This window comes from Bradyrhizobium sp. CSS354 (assembly GCF_029051725.1).
Classification (GTDB): domain Bacteria; phylum Pseudomonadota; class Alphaproteobacteria; order Rhizobiales; family Xanthobacteraceae; genus Bradyrhizobium.
In genome coordinates, this window is the sequence record NZ_JAACFU010000073.1 from 1 (window position 1) to 1,046 (window position 1,046).

Below are 1,046 nucleotides of genomic sequence, written 5' to 3' on the forward strand. Positions count from 1 at the left end.
GCGCCGCCACACCACGATCCCCGAGCACATGCCGAGCGCACATCGCCGATACGCCTTCTGGACGCCGGCACGTCTGCTGGCCGCCGCCGAGAAGATCGGTCCGTCCACGATCGCGCTGTGCCAGGCGATCATGCGGACAAAGCCCCATCCCGAGCAGGGCTTCCGATCCTGTCTCGGCATCCTGCGGTTGGAAAAGACCTATGGGACGCAACGTCTGGAAGCCGCGTGCCGCCGTGGGATCAGCATCGGCTCAGCGAGCTATCGGTCGATCGCCTCGATCCTCAAGACCGGCCTGGACAAAGCCTTCCTTCCCGACACCGCCCCCGAGGCCGATCCCATCCAGCACGGCAACATCCGTGGCCGCGGCTACTACCACTGACCACCAACAAGGAGACCTTATGCTCAGCAACCACACCCACGAACGTCTCGCTGCTCTCGGGCTCGCCGGCATGGCCAAGGCCTTCGACGATCAGCAACGCCAACCGGACGTTACCGCGCTGACCTTCGAGCAGCGCCTCGGCCTGATGATCGATCGCGAAGCAACCGAGCGAGAGAACAAAAGGCTCATCGTGCGCCTGAAGTTCGCCTCGCTACGGCAGGCCGCAATCGTCGAAGATGTCGATCTGCGCGCTCCGCGCGGCATCGACCGCGCCTTCTTTGCCAAGCTCGTCGATGGCGATTGGATCAGCCGCAAGCAAAATTTGCTCATCACCGGGCCGACCGGCGTCGGCAAGAGCTGGATCGCCTGCGCACTCGGCCACAAGGCATGCCGCGATAATCGATCCGTCTTATATCATCGCCTGCCAAGGCTGTTCGAAGCTCTTGCGCTCGCCCGCGGGGACGGACGCTATGCGCGGCTCCTCAAGACACTATCGAGGGTCGATTTGCTCATCCTCGATGATTGGGGCCTCGCACCGCTTACCGGCGAGCAGCGTCGCGATCTCCTCGAAGTCGTCGACGATCGACACCAGCGCGGATCGACCATCATCACCAGCCAGGTGCCGATCGAAAATTGGCATGAGGTCATCGCCGACCCGACCATCGCC

Annotated in this window: 1 protein-coding gene and 1 pseudogene; both read left to right on the top strand. The window is 63.4% G+C overall.

Features of this window, described 5'->3' with window-relative positions; all coding sequences use genetic code 11:
• Positions 1-379: pseudogene (locus GWG67_RS38685) on the top strand (IS21 family transposase); the annotation flags it as partial.
• 19 nt (positions 380-398) lie between these two features.
• Positions 399-1,046 (top strand): IS21-like element helper ATPase IstB (istB, locus tag GWG67_RS38690; RefSeq protein ID WP_275174890.1); only part of this gene is annotated, 648 nt, incomplete at its 3' end.